Source organism: Lacinutrix himadriensis, assembly GCF_001418105.1.
Classification (GTDB): domain Bacteria; phylum Bacteroidota; class Bacteroidia; order Flavobacteriales; family Flavobacteriaceae; genus Oceanihabitans; species Oceanihabitans himadriense.
Genome location: NZ_LIQI01000022.1, coordinates 162,478 through 178,134, shown reverse-complemented (window position 1 = coordinate 178,134; position 15,657 = coordinate 162,478). Strand labels below are relative to the sequence as shown.

At 33.0% G+C, this 15,657-nt stretch carries 11 protein-coding genes and 1 pseudogene; 4 read left to right on the top strand and 8 right to left on the bottom strand.

Going from position 1 to position 15,657, the window contains the following annotated elements; genetic code table 11:
* Position 1: 1 nt before the first annotated feature.
* Positions 2-1,467, bottom strand: a pseudogene (locus AMD28_RS08520) (phytoene desaturase family protein).
* Positions 1,468-1,550: 83 nt separating this feature from the next.
* On the bottom strand, positions 1,551-2,969 hold the full coding sequence (locus tag AMD28_RS08515) for a fasciclin domain-containing protein (RefSeq protein ID WP_055443720.1): 1,419 nt from the start codon (positions 2,967-2,969) through the stop codon (positions 1,551-1,553).
* Between the two features lie 151 nt (positions 2,970-3,120).
* Here AMD28_RS08515 and AMD28_RS08510 point away from each other — a divergent pair, with 151 nt between their 5' ends.
* Positions 3,121-3,999, top strand: coding sequence for a MerR family transcriptional regulator (locus AMD28_RS08510; RefSeq protein WP_055443719.1), 879 nt, complete (start codon positions 3,121-3,123; stop codon positions 3,997-3,999).
* Positions 4,000-4,176: 177 nt separating this feature from the next.
* On the opposite strand, the gene AMD28_RS08505 is transcribed toward AMD28_RS08510, so the two are convergent.
* On the bottom strand, positions 4,177-5,691 hold the full coding sequence (locus tag AMD28_RS08505) for a GH3 auxin-responsive promoter family protein (protein ID WP_055443718.1): 1,515 nt from the start codon (positions 5,689-5,691) through the stop codon (positions 4,177-4,179).
* 43 nt (positions 5,692-5,734) lie between these two features.
* Between AMD28_RS08505 and AMD28_RS08500 the strand changes: the two genes are divergently transcribed.
* Positions 5,735-6,529, top strand: a complete 795-nt coding sequence (locus AMD28_RS08500; protein WP_055444341.1) for a DUF2797 domain-containing protein — start codon at positions 5,735-5,737, stop codon at positions 6,527-6,529.
* Positions 6,530-6,595: 66 nt separating this feature from the next.
* On the opposite strand, the gene rpsU is transcribed toward AMD28_RS08500, so the two are convergent.
* From rpsU to AMD28_RS08485, 3 genes are all read right to left on the bottom strand, one after another.
* Positions 6,596-6,790: a 30S ribosomal protein S21 gene (gene rpsU, locus AMD28_RS08495; RefSeq protein WP_055443717.1), complete on the bottom strand. Its 195-nt coding sequence runs from the start codon at positions 6,788-6,790 to the stop codon at positions 6,596-6,598.
* Positions 6,791-6,871: 81 nt separating this feature from the next.
* Positions 6,872-9,589 carry an AsmA-like C-terminal region-containing protein gene (locus AMD28_RS08490; protein ID WP_055443716.1) on the bottom strand — a complete coding sequence of 906 codons (2,718 nt, stop codon included), beginning with the start codon at positions 9,587-9,589 and terminating at the stop codon, positions 6,872-6,874.
* Between the two features lie 89 nt (positions 9,590-9,678).
* Positions 9,679-10,383, bottom strand: a complete 705-nt coding sequence (locus AMD28_RS08485; RefSeq protein ID WP_055443715.1) for a queuosine precursor transporter — start codon at positions 10,381-10,383, stop codon at positions 9,679-9,681.
* Positions 10,384-10,633: 250 nt separating this feature from the next.
* Here AMD28_RS08485 and folK point away from each other — a divergent pair, with 250 nt between their 5' ends.
* Positions 10,634-11,761 (top strand): 2-amino-4-hydroxy-6-hydroxymethyldihydropteridine diphosphokinase, encoded by a 1,128-nt coding sequence (gene folK / locus AMD28_RS08480; RefSeq protein WP_055443714.1) that lies wholly within the window; start codon positions 10,634-10,636, stop codon positions 11,759-11,761.
* Between the two features lie 67 nt (positions 11,762-11,828).
* On the opposite strand, the gene AMD28_RS08475 is transcribed toward folK, so the two are convergent.
* Both AMD28_RS08475 and AMD28_RS08470 read right to left on the bottom strand, forming a co-directional pair.
* A complete protein-coding gene (locus AMD28_RS08475; protein WP_055443713.1) occupies positions 11,829-12,362 on the bottom strand; it encodes an RNA methyltransferase in 534 nt (177 codons plus the stop codon).
* Positions 12,363-12,430: 68 nt separating this feature from the next.
* Positions 12,431-12,874: a DUF1573 domain-containing protein gene (locus AMD28_RS08470; RefSeq protein ID WP_055443712.1), complete on the bottom strand. Its 444-nt coding sequence runs from the start codon at positions 12,872-12,874 to the stop codon at positions 12,431-12,433.
* Positions 12,875-13,030: 156 nt separating this feature from the next.
* Here AMD28_RS08470 and mutS point away from each other — a divergent pair, with 156 nt between their 5' ends.
* On the top strand, positions 13,031-15,643 hold the full coding sequence (gene mutS / locus AMD28_RS08465; RefSeq protein WP_055443711.1) for a DNA mismatch repair protein MutS: 2,613 nt from the start codon (positions 13,031-13,033) through the stop codon (positions 15,641-15,643).
* The last annotated feature ends 14 nt before the right edge of the window (positions 15,644-15,657 follow it).

Here is a 15,657-nt window from a genome sequence, read left to right as displayed (position 1 = left end):
GTTATGCGATGTTTTTTATAATTAAATCACTTACTATTTTACCCGAAATTAAAGAAGGAGGAACACCTGGTCCTGGAACAGTTAGTTGTCCGCAGAAATATAAATTATCCACTTTTTTACTTTTTAATTTTGGTCTTAGTACATGTGTTTGTGTAAGCGTATTCGCCAAACCATAGGCGTTACCTTTATACGAATTGTAATCGTCTTTAAAATCTTTTACGCAATACGATTCTTTAAATAAAATATTATTTTGAAGATCTTCTCCAGTGATTTTTTCTACTCTATCTATAAGTTGCTTAAAATAGTGTTCTCTAATTTCTGGCGTGTCTTCTACATCTGGCGCAATAGGAATTAAAAATATGCCAGCTTCTTTTTCGTCAGGAGCAGTGGATGCATCTGTAATACTTGGAAAACTTGCGTAAAATAAAGGTTTTTCGGCCCATTCTTTGGTGTCGTAAATGGTTTTGGCGTGTGCATCAAAATCGGTATCAAAAAATAAGGTATGATGTGAAACGTCTTTTAGTTTTTTGTTAAATCCAACGTAGAATAATAACGCAGAAGGAGCAAAGGTTTTTTTATTCCAATACGATTCCGAATATTGTCTTAGTTCTTTTGGAAGTAAGGTTTCTGTATGATGGTAATCTGCACCACTTAATAGTATATCACATGGCATTACGCCTTGTTTAGTACTAACGCTTACTACTTTTTTATTTTCAATATTGATGTTTTCAACAGCGCAATCTGTTATTGTTTTTACGCCAAGACTTTCGAAAGGGATGTCATTGCTTTAACAACTTCGTACATGCCACCTTCTGGATGCCAGGTACCCAATTTGAAATCGGCATAATTCATAAAATTATAAAACGATGGCGTGTTGCTTGGTTTTGCTCCAAGAAATAGCACTGGGAATTCTAATATTTTCTGTAGCTTTTTGTTTTTTACATAACCGGTAACTTGTTTTTTGATGGTCAAAATAAACTCATATAACTTTAAGATCGTTTTACTGTTTATAATTTCAAAAACATGCACTCCAGGTTTGTAGACTAAATCTTTAATCGCAATGTTGTAGTTTCTTTGTGCTTTGTCAATAAATTTCTGAAGCTTATTAGCGCTACCTTTTTCAATACCTTCAAAAGTTGTTTTTATATCTTCAAAGTTGTCCGAAATACTAATCGAATCTTTCTTCCCAAAATAAATTTGATAGGCAGGATTTAGTTTGTTGAGGTTGTAGTAGTCTTTAGTCGAAGTATTAAAATCATTAAAAAAACGTTCAAAAACATCAGGCATCCAGTAAAAAGTTGGACCAATATCGAACACAAAACCGTCTCTTTTTAATTGTCTTGCTCTTCCACCAACCGTTTTATTTTTTTCTAAAATAGTTACATCAAACCCTTTGCTTGCTAAATAACAGGAAGCAGATAAGGATGAAAACCCAGAACCAACGATTATAATTTTTTTTGAACTCATTTTGTGTTTTTAATTAAATAAACCGACAACATAATTGCGTTGTCGGTTTATTAAGATAACCAATTTAGGGGAATTGGTTATTTTTAGTTGTTAATCATTACTTTGTTAATAACGTGTATTACACCGTTTCCAGCTTGTACATCCACTGCAACGATACCAATATCTGTTGCTCCAGAACCATCTGTAATATCTGCAATGTTACTTCCAGAACCAGGTAGTGTAATCGTGATATTATCACCTTCTAATGTTGCAGCAGTAGTATCTCCAGGGTTGTTTAACATGCTAGAAGTAATGTTAGCTTCTTTGATTACATGATGTAATAATATTTGTGTTAAAGGTCCTTCCGCAGGAATTGCAGCTAAAGCAGTAAAGGCATCATTTGTTGGTGCAAATACAGTGAAATCAGGATCTAGAGTGTCTGCGTTTCCTGTTGCTGTTCTCGATAATATTCCAGCAAAATCCGTTGCAGGAGTTAAAGTGGTTAAAGCAGTAACAAGCGTTGAAAAATTTGGATCTGCAACCGCAAAAGTTACTACTGTTGGTATGTCAATTACAGTATCTACTGCGTGAATTATTCCGTTAGTACCTACAACATCTGCTTGCGTTACCGTAGAAATTCCATTAAATATTACGCCATTTGATGTGTTGTAATATAAGCTTAAAGCATTCCCTCCAGGACCACTAGCGCCTGTGTTTTCATATCCAGCCCCAGCATCTACTAAAGTAGTTGAAGTAACTGTGGAACCAATTATTACATGATTCAATAATATTTGAGAAAGTACAGCAGTATCCACATTACCTAAAGGAGTACCATTTAAAAATGTGCTAAATGCAGCGTCATCTGGTGCTAAAACAGTAAATGGTCCAGTACCGCTAAGTACATTTACTAAATCTCCATCTGCGGCACCCAAGGCAGCTACTAAATTGGAGAAAGCTGGATTTGCAACTGCATGATCTACTACGCTTGGTAATCCTAGTACAGCATCTATAATATGTACTGTTCCGTTAGAAGCATCTGCATCTGCGGTAGTTACTGTTGCAACGTTATTAAACATCACACTTCCTGATGCATCAAAATAGATGCTAATATTTAACCCGTCCGGGCCACTTGCGCTTCCTGAAGTGTACCCAGATCCCATTGTTACTAAATCACTGGAAGAAACATCTGCCATGATAACATGATTTAATAGTACTTGAGATAATACATCTGTTGGTACATCTTCTAAAGATGCAAAACCGTTAGCAGATAAGAATGCTGTAAATGCAGCATTAGTAGGAGCAAGAACTGTATAAGGTCCGTTTCCACTTAAAACAGTTACAAGATCTCCATCTGCTCTAGTAAGAGCGGCGACTAAAGAACTTAAATCTGGAGTTGCTTGTGCTAGTTCAACAATATTTGGTGTAGGTGTAGGATTTGAGTTGTTGCTATCATCATCATTACTGCATGATGTTGTTAATAAGGATAGACTAAAAAGTGCGATAAAAAAGAATTTCGTTTTCATAATGTCTAATGTTTTTTGTTATTGTTTAGACAAATATATAAAATTTATTCAGTTTGTCAAATAAAATAAATAAAAAGTTAGACAAAGTTTTTTTGTTTGAAATATTGGTTTCCTAATTTTTTGTTTAACTTTGTCTAGTAAATAATTAGACATGAGTAAATATACAATGGCCCAAATTGTGACTTTAACAGGAATAAAAGCACACACATTACGTAAGTGGGAGACTAGATATAATTTTCTAAATCCGGAACGAACAGATACTAATATTCGGTATTATTCAGATCTTCAATTAAAGAAGTTGTTGAATATTGGGGTATTAACTAGGAATGGTTATCGGATTTCTAAAATAGATAAGATGTCGGATACCGAGATTCACCAAACTATTTCAGATAAATTTATTTCAGGAAATTATGAAGATGAGATTAGTGCACTAGTGGTTAGTATGCTCGATATGGACGAAGTGGCCTTCAATGAAATATTAAGAACTCAAATTGTTAAAAAAGGTTTGTTGGCTACTACTACAGAACTTATTTATCCTTTTCTAAACCAAGTTGGAGTGCTTTGGGGTATTAATAAAGTAATGCCTGCTCAAGAGCATTTTATTTCTAATTTAATTAAGAAAAAAATGTTTGCTGCTATTGATTTACTTGCTTATCCGCACAAAGACGCACCTAGTATATTGATGTTTTTGACGGAAGGGGAACACCATGAAATCGGACTTCTACTTGCTTATTATATAGCAAGAGAAATGGGGTGGAAAGTATATTACTTAGGGCAAAATGTGCCTACCGAAAATATAAAACAAGTGATAGAGGAAGTTGGACCAAAATTAATACTGTCTATGTTTGTAACGCCAACCGAAGAATCTGTTTCTGGTAAAATAGAGACGATATTGGCACAAGGGGATATCCCGCTTTTGGTTTCTGGAAACCCAACTATTCTAGAAGATATTAGCCAAGATAAAAGGGTGGAATACTTATCACATCCCGACGAGCTAATCCAAATATTAAAAAATAAAAAACCCAAGTAAATTTACTTGGGTTTTTGTTTATGGACGATAATTAATACTACATTATTAGTATATGGATATCGATTAATAGCAAGGCTAAAGTAGTTCTAATTTATTTAATAATTAACTGTTTTAGACAAAGCATAACTTATACTCGTTGTAAGAAAATAGATTGTTTTTTTCTTCGATTAACGACAACTATATATTCAACTTTAGTAATTCTTCTATATAATCTCTAGTGTTAGAAAGTCTAGGTATTTTGTGTTGTCCACCAAGTTTGTTGTTCTGCTTTAACCAATCGTAAAATAATTTTTCTCTAGCAACGTGAACGGTTGGTTTATTGAGGGTTAGGTTGTTATATCTTTTTGCTTCATAATCTGAATTCAAAGCTTTCAAAGCATTATCAAACAATTCGTTAAACATGTGAATGTCTTTAGGAGGTGTTTTAAATTCTATTAGCCATTCATGTGCGCCTTTTTCTCTGCCTTGCATAAAAACTGGAGCTGCGGTATAATCTACAATTTCAGCTTTAGTTTTTTTACAAACCGTTTTTAGTGCGTCTTCGGCATTTTCAATAATAAGCTCTTCACCAAAAACATTAATATGGTGTTTTGTTCGTCCGGAAACCTTTATTCTATATGGTTTGGTAGAAGTAAAACGAACCGTATCTCCAATTTTATAACGCCATAATCCAGCGTTTGTGGTAATAAGAACGGCGTAGTTTTTACCAATAGTTACTTCCGCCAACGGAATGATTTTTTCACTAGTACTTCCATAAGTATCCATAGGAATGAATTCGTAAAAAATACCATAATCTAACATTAATAGTAGCTCACTAGAATTGTTTTGATCTTGGATTGCAAAAAATCCTTCCGAAGCATTATAAATTTCATAATACTTAAAGTTGTTTTTAGGTAAAATATTTTTGTATTGCTCTTGGTAAGGAGTGAAGCTAACGCCACCATGAAAGTAAACTTCTAGGTTTGGCCAGATTTCATGTAAGTTATTTTTGCCTGTAGTTTCTAGAACATTGTTTAGTAAAACCAACATCCAAGAAGGTACACCAGCAAGACTGGTTACGTTTTCGTTAATAGTTTCGTCTACAATGGCTTGCATTTTATGTTCCCAATCACTCATGAGTGAAACTTTATTGCTTGGCGTGCTACTAAATTCTGCCCAGAAAGGCATGTTATCAATCAAAATTGCGCTTAAATCACCAAAAGCAGTTCCGTTTTCTTTGTAAAGTTCTTTGCTTCCACCAAGACGTAAACTTTTTCCTGTAAAGAGTTGGGAGTCTTCATTGTTGTTTAAATACATACAAAGTAAATCTTTACTTGCTGCATAGTGACAATCTTCTAGAGAGTCTGTGCTCACTGGAATAAATTTACTTTTTGCATTTGTGGTTCCGCTTGATTTTGCAAACCATTTAATAGGTGTTGGCCAAAAAATATTATTTTCTCCATTTCTAGAACGCTCAATACTAGGCTGTAAGTCTTCGTAAGTAGAAACAGGAACACGTTCTGCAAATTGTCTGTAATTTTTTATAGAAGCAAAATCGTATTGTTTACCAATTTCGGTATCTTTTGCTGTATCTATAAGATCTAATAGTAATTCGGTTTGTACTTCATTGGGGTATTTTAAAAATAATTCGATTTGATGAAATCGCTTTTTTAAAAACCAGGAAGCAATAGAATTGACTATAGGAATTGCCATATTTATATTATCTTTAAGAAGTTTAAAAATAAGACTTTTTTTTATGTTCTACCAAGGTGTTTTAACAAAAATGACAACCGAATTTGCACAGCCTATTCAATATTATTTAGTATTTGAAAGTGATTTCTTGAATATGAATCAATTGTTAGGCAAAACGTTACACATAAAGTTTGTGAAATACCAATGTTTACACTGTGGTTTAAATAAGGAGATTTACAGACAAGGATTTTGTAAGAGCTGTTTTTTTGATATTCCGCAAGCTGCAGATTGGATTATACGTCCAGAGTTAAGTAAGGCACATTTAGATGAGGAAGATCGAGATTTAGCATACGAAAAGAAAGTGCAGTTACAACCACATATCGTTTACTTGGCTAATTCTAGTAACGTAAAAGTTGGTGTTACCAGAAAAGGGCAAGTACCAACACGTTGGATAGATCAAGGTGCTCATGAAGCCATTGAAATTGTAGAAGTCCCAAATAGGTATTTAGCAGGAATTACCGAGATTGCTTTAAAAGATCATGTTGCAGACAAGACCAATTGGCGAACCATGTTAAAAAATGAAATTGCAGATGAAGACTTGGTAGTTTGGCGTGAGCGTTTAAAACAATATATACCAGATGAGGCGCAACAGTATTTTATAGAAGATAATACCGAAACGAATATTGAGTTTCCGGTGTTGCAATATCCATTAAAACCTAAAAGTTTAAATATTAAAAAACAAGGAAGTTATTCTGGGAAGCTTGTTGGTATAAAAGGACAATACCTCATTTTTGAAGATCAAACCGTTTTTAATGTAAGATCTAATGAAGGTTTGGTTGTAGAGATTGGTGTAGATTAAAGCCAACAAAAAAACACGCTTTTAATAAAAAGCGTGTTTTTGTATATATTAAAAAAGAAGTAACTACTAAATATCTTCAGCGTCTCTTAAACCTTGGATATAAGATGCTTTTTGTACTTGTCTTCTACGTTTTACAGATGGCTTAGTGAAAAACTGGTTTTCTCTTAAGTTTTGCATAACTTTCACATTTCTGTGTTTACGCTTGTAACGTTTTAAAGCACGTTCTATATTTTCTCCTTCTTTTATTTCTATTCTTAACATAATGAATCTTTAATTGTGGATGCAAAAGTAAATTAAATATTCATATTTTATAATATTTATTCACTTTTTTTTTCTTCTTTTTTACTTAATCGAATCTTTTGTAGTTTCTTTCTTCTTTTTTCCTCCAAAAAGTCCGCCTAAAATGTCTTTTACACCGTCTTCAACAGTAGGTTTTTTAGGGGTTGTTTCTGTATTTGTCGTATCTGTGGTATTGGTGTTTGTGCTGTTTCCGCCTATGATATCACTGAGTACATTTTTAATTGGATTATTGGTTTGTGTTTTTGTGGAATCGTTTTTAGGTTTAGAACCACCTAAAGCATCACCAATTAAATCTTGTAATTGTTGTGTCCCTTGATTTAAAAGTTTCTGCTTTTGTATTTCAATAAGCTGTTTTGTTAAGTTGGTAACACCGCTCGTTAAATCTGTTTTAACGGTTGGAGCAGTAAAAGTACCACCAATGGTTGCCGTTATAGGAATAGTTATCTTATCTACGGCAGGATCGTTTATTTTACCTATAAGTTGGTTTACTTCACTTCCTAGGTATTTAGCAGGAACTTGTAAGACGGCATTATAAGCCATGCTTTTATCAAATCCGTGAGATCCATCTACAGTAATGTTAATGTCTTTATATTTGATGTCAAAAGGTTTCACGTTTACTTTTCCGTCTTTAAATTCTAATTTTGTCTTTAGGTCTTTTAAATCTAACTTATCGAAATCTATAAAACTAAAAGCGCCATTTAATTTGCTTAATAAAGGAGCATTTTCGGAAGATATATTAGTCGTTAATAATTCTGCAAGCGCATTTCCAGAAACCGAAGCTAAATCTGGTGAAAATTCTTCGTCTAAAGCACCAGAAAGATTAATGGTTGTATTTAGTTTTCCTTGTAATATTTTTGCGATAGGCGCTAAGCTTTGTAGTAATTCTAAATCTTTAAAAGATTGCGAGATGTCAAAATTAGCGATACCAAGATTCATATTAAAAAGAGGGGTCTTGTTTTTTGTGTCTACCAAACCAGAGATGGCTAAATCACCATCAAAAATATTGGTTGTTAGATTTTCTAAATTGGCTTGTTCGTCTTTTATTTTAAGAGACCCTTTTACGTTTTTAAGGGTTAGGTTATCATATAAGACCGTTTTTGCGTCCGCTTGAATACTGCAATCTAAAAATGCTGGAATTTTAAGAGATGCTTCCTCTGTAGTCGTTTTGTTTTTAGTTGCAGTTTCTGTTTCAGCAACCATAAAATCATTCACCGCAAAGGTATTCGACTTTACATTAAAGTTACCTTTTAATTTACCGTCACTAAGTAAAAAACCTAATAGGTTATTAATCGTTCCTGTTGCGCTTATGTCACTAGTTCCTGTTCGTGCATCAAAACTGTTTAGTGAAACGGTTCCAGGGTGAAAAGTAATATCAGCTTTACTTATATGAATTGGGTTTACAATATCTTCTCCAGAAAAGATGAAGTCAGTAATACCTACTGTTCCATTATTTTTAATGCGTTGGTATGTATTTGTTTCTATAGCATTCATGTCAAAAGAAGTATTCAACTTTGCTTTTAAAATTCCGCTTAATTCTTTTTCTAAAGTTACAGGATACGCTTTGGTGATGTTTGCTAGATTTAAAACACCATCAATGTCGGCGTTTACAAACATGTTTTTAGTGATGTTTTTTAGGGTTGCTGATGACTTAAAGATGTCTTCGTCTATTTTAAAGTTTAAAGCTTTTATATCCACATAGGTATTGTCTACATTTCCATCATCGTTTTTAACCGATGCATTTATGATGATGTTTTCTACACTTTTTGGTAAGTCCGGATATTTAAATGAAGCATTATTAGAGGTCACATTAATATCTAAATGCGGAATGGTGGTGTCGCTACTGAGTCCTTTTATAATTCCTTTTACTTTAAAGGTTCCAGTAGTCGCTACATCTTCTATGTTTTTTGAATATTCTTTAGGAACAATGGCTAGGAAGTCTTTGAAATCGGAACCCGTATTTTCAAAAGAAATATCGATATCCTGACCTTCATCTACCATTTGCACATATCCTTGAAACGCTAATGGTAACTGATTGATAATCGCTTTGTTTTCCTTAAAAGTGTATTTGTTGTTTTCTAAATCCAAACCAATTAAGGCGTCTAATTTAATAGTGTTGTTGTTTAAATATTGTGTACTGTCTAATTTTAAACTGACTCTAGCTTCGGTATTGGTGTCTAACTCTGAAACATCACCAGAAAAAGTTCCTTTTCCAGAATGATTCAATTCTGTGATATAAAAAGTAACATTCGATTTTTCGTCTAAATAGGTGAAAGCACTATTGTTTATAGCGTAATCTTCTATGTCTAAGGTAAAGCCTTTTTCATCTGCAGAAGCTTCTGTGTTTTGGTTTTCTTTTTGCTTTACAATATCATAATTTACATCACCAAGTTTGTTTGTTTTTAAAGTCAGTAATGCTTCATTTACATTTATGGCATTTATAATTATAGGTCCTTCGTCTGCAGTTTTAAATAATTCTTTTACAGACATATCAAAAGTAATGGACTTTGCCGTGGCAAATGTTTCATCTTTAAAAGGTGCGAAATTGGTAATTACTAAATCGTCGACACTAACATGCGCTTGCGGAAAACTACTTAGAAAGCTAAGGTTTACATCGCTAAATTCTACATTAGCATTCATGTTTTCGTTTATAAAACGTTTTACCATATCCTTAATTTGCGATTTAAACATAAAAGGAATGGCAACTAAAAGTGCCACAATAATGAGTAAAGTAATGCCAATGATTTTTAAAGCTTTCTTCATAAAAAAATACAAATTTGTTTGTGTAAGTATTTACGTAATAATACAAGGTTTAGATGTTACAAAGATAGACTTTAGTATAAGTTTAGCATTTAAAGTAAATCTATTTCTTCGTTAGTTTTTAACTTAAAACGTTTTCTAAAAAGATAGACGCCTAAGTACAAAAAAGGCGTGTCAAAAATAGCAATGAGCACTTTAAAAATAAATCCTGCTGCTAACAATCCCGCAAATTTATCCCAAGCTATAATATGAAAAGAACATAGTAATATTAAAATGGTAAAAGTATCCACAAACTGAGATAAAAAGGTGGAGAAGTTATTTCGCAACCATAAGTGTTTTCCTTTGGTGACTCTTTTCCAAAAGTGGTAAATCTGAATATCTATTAATTGAGCAAGTAAGTAAGCCATCATACTAGCAAAAACCGCAATTGCTGTGCTTCCAAAAACAGTGGTGAATAATTGGTTATCTACTGGCGACCAACTTGTAGCTGGTGCAACATTCGCTACATAAACAATTAGCATCGAGAAAAAGGAGGCGAAAATCCCAGCAATAACAATATCGTTGGCGCGCTTTTTTCCGTAGATTTCACTTATTAAATCGGTTACTAAAAAGGTGATAGGATATGGTAGAATACCAACGGAAATTTCAAATAGTTTCGATCCAAAAATTTCTACATCCATAGGATACCAATAAAAAAACTTTTGAAATATTAAATTCGAAACCACTAACGAGGTTATAAATAGAGCACCTAAAAATAGGTAAATACGTTGTGCAGCAAGTTTATCTTTTAATGTCATAATGTTTCCAATGTTGGCAGGAATCTAAATTTGATTAATGTTTGTTCGTTTCATATTATATCTGTCGTATTTAATGTATTCAGATTAGACAAGTTTCCGCTCAAAAACTTTTGAGAATAAATTGTGAATAAATAGCTAAGATAAATATAAAGCATTAAAAATTGTTTTACTTATTTTGCACGAATGCATCTTCGCTTGTTGTTTTAGTTATTTCATAGGAACAAAAAAGAGGAGATTCGTTAAATAACTTATGAGCCAACCAAAAAAAGCATACATTTCTTTAGGAAGCAACAAAGGCGACAAATTTAAAAATTTGCAAAACGCTATTGATTGTATTCACGAACAAGTTGGTAATATTAAAATTATATCTAAGGTGTATAAAACACCTGCTTTTGGTTTTGAAGGCGAGGCGTTTTTTAACACCTGCTTAATTCTAGAAACCGAATTTAAAGCAAGTAAGCTTTTAAAGATTCTATTAGATATTGAAAAGCAATTAGGGAGAGTTCGCTCTAAAAAGGAAGGATATGAATCTAGAATCATAGATTTAGATATTATTTTTTATGAAGATGAAGTTATAGATACGAAATCGTTACAAGTTCCGCATCCAGAAATGCATAAACGTAAGTTTGTGTTGCAGCCTTTGCAAAATATAGCTTCGCAAATGAAGCATCCCGTTCTAGAGAAAGAAGTTAGTGTTTTGTTGGAAGCATGCGAAGATACTAGCGTTTTAGAACCAGTAAATATTTGGCTGAAAAACCCAAGTAAGCAATATGATTTCTCTAAGTATAATTTTATTGCAATTGAAGGAAATATTGGTGCAGGGAAAACGAGTTTAACCAATAAAATGGCACATGATTTTAATGCGAAGCTTATTTTAGAACGCTTTGCTGATAATCCGTTTTTGCCAAAATTTTATAAAGAACCTAAGCGTTATGCGTTTACTTTAGAGATGTCCTTTCTTGCAGATCGTTACCAACAAATTAGTGATGATTTATCGCAATTAGACCTATTTAAAGATTTTATTGTTAGCGATTATGATGTTTTTAAGTCGTTAATATTCTCTAAAATTACCTTGCCAGAAGACGAGTTTAAACTGTATAGAAAACTCTTTTATCAAGTATATAAAGATATAGCGAAACCGGATTTATATGTGTATTTATATCAAAATACTGAAAGGCTTCAGGCGAATATTAAGAAAAGAGGTAGGAATTACGAGAAAGATATCGAAAACGATTATCTAGACAAAATCAATTCTGGTTATTTAGAATTTTTAAAGGAACAAACCGAATTGAATATTAAAATCATCGATATTTCAAATAAGGATTTTGTAAAAAACAGAGCAGACTACCTTTGGTTGTTAGATAGAATTTGTGAGTAGATGTTTTGTCATTTCGAGCTTGTCGAGAAACCCATTGAGATTCCTCCGTTTTAGTCGGAATGACATCTTATAGCTTTTTTAGCTTCGAAAACACATCCCAAACCACAACACCACAACTCACCGAAATATTAAGGGAATGCTTGGTTCCAAATTGAGGGATTTCTATAACCACATCACTTTTTGAAACTACATCTTGTGCAACACCTTTAACTTCGTTGCCAAAAACTAGCGCGTATTTATGGTTAGCTTCCGGTGTAAAATCGTTTAGCATCGTTGCATTTTCCGCTTGTTCAATCGCGCATATTTTTACGTTTTCGTTTTTCAGCTTTTCAACAACATCTAAAGTGTTTTCTGCATATTCCCAAGCAACAGTGTCTGTACTTCCTAAAGCTGTTTTGTGAATGTCTTTATGAGGTGGCGTAGCGGTAATTCCGCAGAGATAAATTTTTTCAACTAAAAAAGCATCACTAGTTCTAAACACGGAGCCAATATTGTTTAAGCTTCTAATATTATCTAGAATGATAATAATAGGTGTCTTTGCCGAAGTTTTAAAATCTTCAACACTTAATCGATCCAGTTCGTTATTTTTTAGTTTTCTCATATTGCAAATATTCAAAAAAAAACTTCCTTATAAAAAAGGAAGTTTTAAAGTTATCAAAAAAAAAGAAATTAAATATTCTTGTCTTCTGCTGGTTTTGGATTCACCTTTCCTTTAATGTGTATTACTTTTTTAGGAGCATTGACAGCATTAGAAGTTAGTGTGATACTTTTAGAAAAAGACCCTGTTCTGTCTGTTGCATAACGTACGCCAATAACAGAAGATTCACCAGGAGCAATCGCTTCTTTTGGCCATGTTGGGACTGTGCATCCGCAAGAACCTTTGGCATTTGTTATTACTAGAGGTGTTGTACCTGTATTTGTGAATGTAAACTCCCTATTTCCATCCGAGCTGTTTTCAATAGTCCCATAATCTATGGTTTCTGATTCAAACTCAATTTTTGCGCCATCTTCATTAGCTACTGTTTTTGCTTCACTAGCTTTTGTGGTGTTTTGAGCCATTCCTACTGTCGTCATTGCTAGCATAGCAAAACTTAATAAAATTGCTTTTTTCATAATTTATAATGGTTTGATTTAAAAATATCTATACCAAATTTACTAAAACATTATATTCCTAGTACTACAATTTAGTTTTTAACTTTATTTTATAACAACTATTAATTTGACTAAATTCGCAATGAAATGAATTTTTACTAAAAATAACATCTACCCTTGGCAAAAAAAGAAAAGAAAGTAACCCCTTTAATGAAGCAGTATAATGCTATAAAAGTGAAGCATCCAGATGCTTTATTATTATTTCGTGTTGGTGATTTTTATGAAACCTTTGGTGCAGATGCTATTAAAACCGCAGGTATTTTAGGAATTATTTTAACCAAACGAGGCGCAGGAAGCGAAAGCGAAATTGAGCTTGCAGGCTTTCCGCATCATTCTTTAAATACCTATTTACCAAAATTAGTAAAAGCTGGTGAACGTGTTGCTATTTGTGATCAGTTAGAAGACCCTAAACTGACTAAGAATATTGTAAAAAGAGGTGTTACCGAACTTGTAACTCCTGGAGTTGCGCTTAATGATGAGGTTTTGGTTTCTAAATCGAATAACTTTTTATGTTCGGTTTATTTTGAAAAAAATAAAATCGGTATTTCCTTTTTAGATGTATCTACTGGGGAGTTTTTAACCTCACAAGGAAATGCAGAATATATAGATAAGTTACTTCAAAATTTTAGTCCGAGTGAAGTATTAGTGTCCAAACAGAAAAGAACACTTTTTAATGAAACTTTTGGTGCCGACCTCCATACTTTTTATTTGGAAGATTGGGTATATCAAACCGATTATGCAAACGAAACTTTAATTAAGCACTTTAATACAAAAACATTAAAAGGTTTTGGTATTGCCGATTTGCATGAAGGAATTATAGCTTCTGGATCGATTTTGCATTATTTAAGCGAAACACAGCATAATAAATTACAACATATTACTTCTGTTTCAAGAATTGCAGAAGACGATTATGTTTGGATGGACCGATTTACCATTCGAAATTTAGAACTGTATAACTCTACCAACAATAATGCAGTGACACTTTTAAATGTTATTGATAAAACCATTTCTCCAATGGGAGGACGTTTATTAAAGCGTTGGTTGGCCTTACCATTAAAGAATGTCGATAAAATAAAACAGCGTCATGAAGTAGTAGACTTTTTTACAAAAGATAAAACGACGCTTCAAAAAATACAGAATCACATCAAGCATATTGGAGATATAGAAAGATTAATCTCTAAGGTGGCTACTGCAAAGGTGAATCCACGAGAGGTTATTCAACTTAAAAATTCTTTAGAAGCAATACTGCCAATAAAAGTGTTATCGTCTAATTGCGATAATGAATCGCTTAAGATTATTGGTGATAAATTACAAAGCTGTGATATACTTCGTGAGAAGATAAAAACGATGCTTAATGAAGAAGCTCCTGTTAATGTTTTAAAAGGAAGTAGTATTGCGCAAGGATTTTCTGAAGAATTAGATGAGCTTCGAGCTTTGTCTACTTCGGGTAAAGATTATCTGAATAAGATGTTGCAACGCGAAAGTGAACGCACCGGAATCACTTCCCTTAAAATAGCATCTAACAATGTGTTTGGCTATTATATAGAAGTACGAAATACGCATAAAGATAAAGTTCCAGAAGAATGGGTTAGAAAACAAACCTTAGTAAATGCAGAGCGTTATATAACGGAAGAGCTTAAAGAATACGAAACTAAAATTTTAGGTGCCGAAGAAAAAATTCTAGCCATAGAGCAAAAGCTATTTGCCGAATTGGTTACTTGGATGAATCAATACATTAAACCGGTACAACAAAACGCGTATTTAATTGGTCAGTTAGATTGTTTGGCTGGTTTTGCACAATTAGCAAAAGATAATAAGTACATCTATCCGGTTATTGATGATTCTCATGATTTGGAAATAAAAGATGGTCGTCACCCAGTAATTGAAAAACAATTACCAATTGGTGAGCCTTATATTGCGAATGATGTATTTTTAGATAGAGATGCACAACAGATGATTATGATTACTGGTCCAAATATGTCTGGTAAGTCGGCTATTTTGCGTCAAACCGCATTAATAGTACTCTTGGCTCAAATGGGAAGTTTTGTTCCTGCAAAAGCCGCTAGAATTGGTTTGGTAGATAAAATATTTACTAGAGTAGGGGCGAGTGATAATATTTCTATGGGAGAATCTACGTTTATGGTAGAAATGAATGAGACCGCTTCTATTTTGAATAATATTAGTAATCGAAGTTTAGTCTTGTTAGATGAAATTGGAAGAGGAACAAGTACCTATGATGGGATTTCTATTGCTTGGGCAATTAGCGAGTATTTACATGAGCATCCTGCAAAACCAAAAACACTTTTTGCAACCCATTATCATGAGTTAAATGAAATGACCGAAACATTTACTAGAATAAAAAACTACAATGTTTCTGTAAAAGAACTAAAAGATAATGTTTTGTTCTTGCGTAAGCTCGTTCCTGGCGGAAGTGAGCATAGTTTTGGAATTCACGTAGCTAAAATGGCTGGAATGCCACAGCAGGTAATACATCGCGCTAATAAAATATTAAAGAAATTAGAAAAATCACATTCTAGCGAAGAACTTACCGATAAAGTAAAATCGTTAAAAGATGAAATGCAATTGAGTTTCTTTAATTTAGACGATCCATTGCTAGAAGAAATTAAAGAAGAGATTTTAGATATTGATATTGATACACTTACGCCTGTAGAAGCGTTGATGAAACTCAACGAAATAAAACGAATGTTGGTGAAGAAAAAAGAGGTTTGAAAAAAAAATTAATA

What these genes read in the sequence shown, in the direction of transcription:
- AMD28_RS08515 (WP_055443720.1), bottom strand. Translation starts at nt 2,969, where the DNA reads ATGAAAACGAAATTCTTTTTTATCGCACTTTTTAGTCTATCCTTATTA.
- AMD28_RS08510 (WP_055443719.1), top strand. Translation starts at nt 3,121, where the DNA reads ATGAGTAAATATACAATGGCCCAAATTGTGACTTTAACAGGAATAAAA.
- AMD28_RS08505 (WP_055443718.1), bottom strand. Translation starts at nt 5,691, where the DNA reads ATGGCAATTCCTATAGTCAATTCTATTGCTTCCTGGTTTTTAAAAAAG.
- AMD28_RS08500 (WP_055444341.1), top strand. Translation starts at nt 5,735, where the DNA reads ATGTTCTACCAAGGTGTTTTAACAAAAATGACAACCGAATTTGCACAG.
- rpsU (WP_055443717.1), bottom strand. Translation starts at nt 6,790, where the DNA reads ATGTTAAGAATAGAAATAAAAGAAGGAGAAAATATAGAACGTGCTTTA.
- AMD28_RS08490 (WP_055443716.1), bottom strand. Translation starts at nt 9,589, where the DNA reads ATGAAGAAAGCTTTAAAAATCATTGGCATTACTTTACTCATTATTGTG.
- AMD28_RS08485 (WP_055443715.1), bottom strand. Translation starts at nt 10,383, where the DNA reads ATGACATTAAAAGATAAACTTGCTGCACAACGTATTTACCTATTTTTA.
- folK (WP_055443714.1), top strand. Translation starts at nt 10,634, where the DNA reads ATGAGCCAACCAAAAAAAGCATACATTTCTTTAGGAAGCAACAAAGGC.
- AMD28_RS08475 (WP_055443713.1), bottom strand. Translation starts at nt 12,362, where the DNA reads ATGAGAAAACTAAAAAATAACGAACTGGATCGATTAAGTGTTGAAGAT.
- AMD28_RS08470 (WP_055443712.1), bottom strand. Translation starts at nt 12,874, where the DNA reads ATGAAAAAAGCAATTTTATTAAGTTTTGCTATGCTAGCAATGACGACA.